1 pseudogene is annotated in these 237 nt (G+C 51.9%); it reads right to left on the reverse strand.

From position 1 onward, the window contains the following. Positions 1 to 181, reverse strand: a pseudogene (locus M3202_RS22805) (prepilin-type N-terminal cleavage/methylation domain-containing protein); the annotation flags it as partial. Between the last annotated feature and the right edge of the window lie 56 nt (positions 182 to 237).

Genomic DNA, 237 nt, shown 5'->3' on the forward strand with positions numbered 1-237 from the left:
CCCCGATAAGACCCCCAACCTTAGTCGCGCCTTCAACGTCTCCGGTCGCATAGACTTTTTGACAAGCAGCTGCAGTCCCCTCTCCGATTATACCTCCGGTATCAGTCCCGCCTTTTACATCAACACTGCTATAGGATTCCGTCATGGCACCCGACCAGCTTCCTGCGATACCACCAGTCATATCTTCTCCTGACACTAAACCATCTATGACACTAACACCCTCAATAGTGCCACTCC

This window comes from Halalkalibacter oceani, assembly GCF_023715605.1.
GTDB lineage: Bacteria > Bacillota > Bacilli > Bacillales > Bacillaceae_D > Halalkalibacter > Halalkalibacter oceani.